Annotated in this window: 5 protein-coding genes; 2 read left to right on the forward strand and 3 right to left on the reverse strand. The window is 58.4% G+C overall.

Going from position 1 to position 5,716, the window contains the following annotated elements; genetic code table 11:
* Window positions 1-142 precede the first annotated feature (142 nt).
* A complete protein-coding gene (locus tag NW841_RS11555; RefSeq protein WP_414386495.1) occupies window positions 143-1,099 on the forward strand; it encodes a DNA adenine methylase in 957 nt (318 codons plus the stop codon).
* On the opposite strand, the gene NW841_RS11560 is transcribed toward NW841_RS11555, so the two are convergent.
* Complete coding sequence (locus tag NW841_RS11560; protein ID WP_414386497.1) at window positions 1,096-2,277, reverse strand: glycosyltransferase family 2 protein; 1,182 nt, start codon at window positions 2,275-2,277, stop codon at window positions 1,096-1,098. The genes NW841_RS11555 and NW841_RS11560 overlap by 4 nt on opposite strands.
* 114 nt (window positions 2,278-2,391) lie before the next feature.
* Here NW841_RS11560 and NW841_RS11565 point away from each other — a divergent pair, with 114 nt between their 5' ends.
* Complete coding sequence (locus NW841_RS11565) at window positions 2,392-2,736, forward strand: STAS domain-containing protein (protein ID WP_414378579.1); 345 nt, start codon at window positions 2,392-2,394, stop codon at window positions 2,734-2,736.
* Between the two features lie 48 nt (window positions 2,737-2,784).
* Here NW841_RS11565 and NW841_RS11570 read toward each other — a convergent pair whose 3' ends face one another.
* Both NW841_RS11570 and NW841_RS11575 read right to left on the reverse strand, forming a co-directional pair.
* Window positions 2,785-3,606 (reverse strand): tetratricopeptide repeat protein, encoded by an 822-nt coding sequence (locus tag NW841_RS11570; RefSeq protein ID WP_414386498.1) that lies wholly within the window; start codon window positions 3,604-3,606, stop codon window positions 2,785-2,787.
* Window positions 3,607-3,738: 132 nt separating this feature from the next.
* The gene (locus tag NW841_RS11575) at window positions 3,739-5,520 is read right to left on the reverse strand and encodes an NADPH-dependent assimilatory sulfite reductase hemoprotein subunit (protein WP_414386500.1); all 1,782 of its coding nucleotides are present in this window, start codon (window positions 5,518-5,520) and stop codon (window positions 3,739-3,741) included.
* Window positions 5,521-5,716 lie beyond the last annotated feature (196 nt).

Raw genomic sequence — 5,716 nt, forward strand, 5'->3', positions numbered from 1 at the left:
GAGCACTGGCCTATTCCAGGGATCGTGGTGATTGATGGCGAAGGGTTCTCAAAAAACATGCAAGGATACCTGATGTCTACAGGGAAAGTGGTTTGGTTTAGCGATTTAGAAGATTGGCTACGTTTGTATTTTGGATTGTAACATGAGTGATTTGCTTCTTCCGCGACCCTTTCTAAAATGGGCTGGCGGCAAGACACAACTGACGGACGCCCTATTGGAGCGGATGCCCATCTATTTCAACACTTACCACGAGCCTTTTGTTGGGAGTGGCGCGCTTTTCTTTCGCCTGTACAGAGAACGCAAGATTAAACAGGCAATTCTTTCTGATATCAACGCCGAGTTGATAGATACTTACCTGGCTATTCGCGATCATGTTTGGGAAGTTATTCAACTACTTTCCGAATTTCCATACGATAAAAATTTTTATTACCAGATTCGAGAGAAAGATCCTTGGTCAATGAGTCTTGTAGAACGAGCTGCGCGCATGATTTACCTAAACAAGACAGGCTACAATGGTTTGTATCGGGTCAATCGGCAGGGAAAGTTTAATGTTCCTTTTGGACGATATAAAGCTCCAAAGTATCTGGACAAAGATAATCTTTTAGCCGCATCCCTTGCCCTACAACATGTTGAAATTTTGTGCCTGCCATTTGAGACAGTTGTCGAGAGAGCCAAGCCAGGCGACTGGGTGTATTTCGACCCGCCTTACGCTCCTGTCTCGCGAACATCCAACTTTACTTCCTATCATGCCAACGGCTTTGCCTTAAAGGATCAAGAGCGATTACGAGATATTTGCATTGACTTGAGCAAGAATAAGGTGTATGTTATACTTTCTAACTCTGACACTGCAATCATTCGCTCTTTGTACGCTATGCCCTTCTTTGCTGTTGATGAGGTTCAAGCAAACCGGGCTATCAACTGCAAGGGGGCAAAGCGAGGAAAAATCACCGAGCTGGTGATCACAAACTACCCTGTTGAAAGAACGGTGCAGCTATGCTTACTTGAGCAGGGGTTGCCTTATTTGAATGCCACCCAACAGGCGCCTGCCTCTGCTGCCGCTCCGCTGCGCTTCGGCGTCGCTCCTGAGGCAATAGACTAGTAGGTGCGCCCGCGCCAAGAGCGGGGGCGACTGAGGGCTGACAAGATCACCCGCAGGACAGCCAAGGGATCCGCCAGCGGCGAAGCCCAGAACGTCCACGGGGGATCCTGGTAGGAGCTGCGAATGCCTACCAGCACGCCCAAGCGCAGGGCGAGTAGGCCTAAGTTTAGCCCCAACAGAACCTGCTCTGTTAGGGAAAAGGGCAACCCCATCCCGGCCTTGATCCCCAGCCCCCCAACTGCCAAGACTGGGATCCCTTGGGTAAGCACCAGTAGGGCGATATCCCCCCACAGTTGAGCCTTGGGAGTGGCGTCTTTCAAATCCAGGGAGCGGCCCCACTCCCGCCAGGTTTCAGCCAAAGACGTGTACATGCGCACCTTGAGCAGGTGCCGACCGTCGCAAAAAGCTACCTTAAAGCCGGCTGCCGCGATCTGCCGCACCAGGGTTACGTCGTCGCAAAAGGAAGCCCGCGCCAGCGTGTAGCCATTCATGGCTTCCAGCACCGAGCGGCGCACCAACATGCACTGCCCATTGGCCATCGTCCGCTCCGGCAGAGCAGCCGTGTCCCCTGCCGCCCCATAGCGGTAGATCAGGGTTACCAAAAGAGCTGGCTGCAGCCAAGCTTCTCCCCAGTGCTCCAAGATAAACTGCGGCGCCAGGGTGATGAGATCCAGCTGGTTGGCCTGGGCAGTTTCCAGCAAGCGCTCTACCAGGCCTGGCTGGGGGCGGGTATCGGCATCAATACCCAGGATCCACTCAGAGGCGGGATCCGACTGGAGAAATCCGTAGTGCAACGCCCAGGGACGACCTACCCAGCCACTGGGCAGGGGATCGTCGGTCAAGAGGCGAAAGCGGGGATCCCGCTCGGCCATCTGCAGCACTTTCTCGCGGGTGCCATCCTGGGAGTGGCTATCCACCACCAGCACCTCGCGCACAACCGCTCCCTGGCGGTGCAGCCCTTCCAGGCAGGGATCCAGGCGCTTGGCTTCGTTGAGGGTGGGCAGTAGGACGCTGACCAGGCCCGGCGGGAAGGGGATCCCCGCTTGGCCAGGGGGCAGAGGGGAAGGGCGCCGCAAAGACGGCAGCAGCCGGGCCAGCAACACCGCCACCATTGGCAGCTGCAGGGCCAGCAAAATCAGGGCAGCCGCATCCCCCATCGGGATCCCGTGCGTATCCATTGGAGCTACCTTCCCACCTCAAACAAATCAAACAAAAGTTGCCCGGCGGAACCCAACCCGGCGACTTTGGTTCAGAATCAATGTGGCTCCCGACCTTGACTTTCTCAGCCCTTTGTGGATGTTTCCACCCAGCTCAGCCCCAAAGGATCTCTTGTCACCCTGGTCAAGCTTCCGGCAGGAAAGCTGGATCCCGCTTTGGTGCGGAAAGAGCTGGGCCAAATTCTCGCCGAGAAACCCAAACACCTCTTACTGGATCTAAGCCAGGTTACGCTGATCGACAGCATGGGGGTGTCGGCTTTGGTGTGGGCAAGACGCACCTGTACTCCCGCCGGCTGTCATCTCAAGCTCTGCGGCTTAGGAGAACAGGCCAAGCTGGTTCTCAAGGTTACCCATCTGGATTCCCTCTTCGAGATCTATCCGTCGGTGGAAGCCGCCCTCAAGGATGTCTCCGAGTCCTGAAGGGGAGAGCTTGTTACAAGTTTTACCGCATCCTCAAATCAAAACCCCCTAGGGGCTAGTCTCCTGGTTCTCAACAGCCTGGGGCTGGTTTCTTTGGGCGTAGAGCTGCGCCTGTTGCCGGATTTCCTCCCGCACCTTGGGCGGGGCCAGGCGGGCCGCTTGCTCAAACAGATCAGGGGCTTGTGCCCGTAGGTCGGCATCGGCAGCAGAGCTGAGGGCTATTGCCTTGCCCAATACCGGGGCAAAATCGCTGGGATCCGCTGCAATCATCTCATCATAAAGGGCCACCGCTTTTCCCGTCTGGTTGTTGCGGGCGTAGATAAAGGCCAAGCGCAGGCGGACATCGTTATCTTCCGGTACTTCTTTCAGGTAGTTCTCCAGCAGGTCAATGGCTTCAGAAGTGTGGCCCAGAGCCAGTTGAAGATCGGCCAGCTCCTGCAGAACTTGGCTATCTTTGGGATCCTTTTTGTGAAGGATCTGGAGCTGTCCTAATGCCCCTTCTAGATCTCCTGTCTCCCGCTGAATTTGAGCCAAAAAAGCTCGCAGTTGCCGATTTTCCGGCTCCAGTTCCACCAGCTTCTTCAGCGGCTCAATGGCCCCTTGCGGCTCGTTGAGCTGCAGTTGCGTGTCAATTAACCCCCGCAGGGCAATGGGGTTATCCGGCTCCCGTTCCAGCACGGCCCGGTAGCCGTCCGCCTGGGCCCGCAGTTGCTCGGTAACCAAATTGGCGGTGTCTGCCGAGTCAGAAGGCCCCAGTGCCTGCAGTATCGGGCCAAAGGAGAAGCCCAGGAACATGACTGCGCCAAACACCAGCATCAGGGCTTCCAGGAATTTGCGGAGGGGCGATTTGTCAGGTTTGGACTGAGGCATGAAGGGGCTCGCACCAATCTCTCTGTACTCTATCATCGGCCCCCTTGAAAGCACAGCAGCCTACTGGCCAGGCCAGCGGCACAAAATTTGCCCTAACAAAGGGGGGGTGCTAGAACCTCGCCGGCAGCCCCCTTAACTTTGAACCTGCTGGAGCTGCTGCACCTGGGCCTGTAGGTAGGGGATCCCCACCCGGTAGCAGTAGTCGCCGAAGCGCTCTTGGGGGTGGCGCTCCTGCTTGTAGAGCTGCAGAAGAACTCTCATCAGCGGCACGATCTGGCTAATGTGCACCCGATCCTGAAACGGCTGGGCCAGGCGATCCCCTTGCGGGCTGGCCCCCAGCCAGATCTGGTAGTAGCCATCGGGGGCGGATCCCACCAAGCCGAGCTCTGCCAAGTAAGGCCGGGCACAGCCATTGGGGCAGCCGGTCATACGCACCAAAAAGGGCGAATCCTGCAGCCCCAGCTCCTGCAAGAGCTGATCCAACTGGCGAATCAGGGTGGGCAGGGCTCGCTCCGACTCGGTAATGGCCAAGCCGCAGGTGGGAAGCGCCGGACAGGCCATGGAGAGCCGCACCAGCTCCGGGATCTCCTCTTTGGAAAGCACCCCGTGGGACTTGAGGATCTGGTTGATGGCCTCTCGCTGGTGATCCTCGATGTCAATGAAGATCACGTCCTGCGTAGGAGTCAGCCGCAGGTGGAGGGAAAATTCCTCTACAATCTTGCGCAGGGCCGTTTTCAACTGCCGCTCCGGCGTATCTTGGATGCGGCCATTTTCAATCGAGATGCCCAAAAACCAACGGCCATCCCCTTGCTCGTGCCAGCCCAGGTAGTCGTCGCTGTTGGGGACAAACTTGGGCATGCGCCGGAAGGGCAGTAGCTTCTCCCCCAGGTACTGCTCGACCACGCGGCGAAACTTGCGGATCCCCCAGTCGCGCACCAGATACTTCAGCCGTGCCTGCTTGCGGTCGTAGCGGTTGCCGTGATCCCGCTGCACCGCCAAAATCGCCTGGCAAACCCGGTACACCGCTTCCGGCGGGGCAAAGCAGAGCTTCTGGGCCAAAAGGGGTTGGGTCTCCTCCTTGCCGTGGGTGCGCCCCATGCCGCCGCCCACCACGATGTTGAAGCCCTTGAGGTTGCCCCTGCGGTCGGTGAGGACGATCAAGCCTAGGTCTTGGGAGTACACATCGACGGTGTTCTCCCCGGCTACGGCGATGGCCGTCTTAAACTTGCGGGGCAGATAGACCGGGCCATAGAGAGGTTCCGGCCCCTCCAGCCTCACGCCGTTGCCCACAAACTGCTCGGCTTCCTGGACTTCCGGATCCACCGGCGGGATGGGAACCGGCTCTCCATCCACCCACAGCTCGTAGTAGGCAGAAGTCTTTGGAGCCAGGAGATCCGCCAGCTTGCGGGCATACTCCTGGGCGTAGCGGTAGGCAGGCCGGTTTTTGTAGGGGGCAGCCGGCGCCATGACGTTGCGGTTGACATCGCCACAGGCGGCCAGGGTGGATCCCATCTGCCGGATGATGCTGGCAATGGTGGCCTTGAGATTTTTCTTTAGGATCCCGTGGAGTTGAAAGGTCTGCCGGGTGGTGGCCCGCAGGGTGCCGTTGCCGTACTCATCGGCCAGCCGATCCAGGGTCAAGTAGAGCTGCGGCGGCACATGCCCCCCCGGAATGCGGGTGCGCAACATCATCTCGTAGGCCCGCTCCCGTCCCTCCTGCTTCCGCTGCTGCCGCAGATCCCGGTCGTCCTGCTGGTAGGCGCCATGAAACTTGAGCACCTGCACCGCCGCCTCGCTAAAGTGGGTGGTGTCTTGGGCCAGCTCCTGCTGCAAGGGATCCCGCAGGAAATGGCTATCTGCCTTGATCTGCTCCACCTTGGAGCGCTTGGCCTCAGAGCCGACAAGGGAGCTCATCTGATTCTCCAGTAATCCGGTCGGAATACTTGTGAAACAGGGTAGCATCTCCCCTGGGCCGCGTCCAGTTCTATGGGTTTGAGGTGGAACAGCCTACCCCCCTCTCCCTCTGGGAGAGGGGCCGGGGGTGAGGGGTACTGCCGCAGATTGAGAGCTAGGGCAGCGCTCTAGCCGGCCAGGGCCAAGCGGGCGCCGT

Origin of the sequence: Synechococcus sp. H60.3 (assembly GCF_047462295.1) — a bacterium.
Classification (GTDB): Bacteria; Cyanobacteriota; Cyanobacteriia; order Thermostichales; family Thermostichaceae; genus Thermostichus.